Genomic DNA, 208 nt, shown 5'->3' on the forward strand with positions numbered 1-208 from the left:
GAACCTGCGGCTGGATCACCTCCTTAATCGACGACATCAGCCTGCTGATGAGCTCCCACACGAATTGCTTGATTCATGGTTGAAGACGATACGGGCCTTGTAAAGGTCTGCTGTTGTTGCTGATCGAACTCAGAAATGAACATTCGCGTCGAATGTTGATTTCTGACTTTTGTCAGACCGTTCTTTAAAAATTCGGATATGTGATAGA

General features: G+C 45.2%; 1 protein-coding gene. It reads right to left on the reverse strand.

Features of this window, described 5'->3' with window-relative positions:
* Positions 1–23: 23 nt before the first annotated feature.
* On the reverse strand, positions 24–208 hold a 185-nt coding region (locus C6A77_RS25825), incomplete at its 5' end, for a hypothetical protein (protein ID WP_206605928.1).

The sequence above is a fragment of the Pseudomonas sp. AFG_SD02_1510_Pfu_092 genome (assembly GCF_003331055.1).
Lineage (GTDB): Bacteria > Pseudomonadota > Gammaproteobacteria > Pseudomonadales > Pseudomonadaceae > Aquipseudomonas.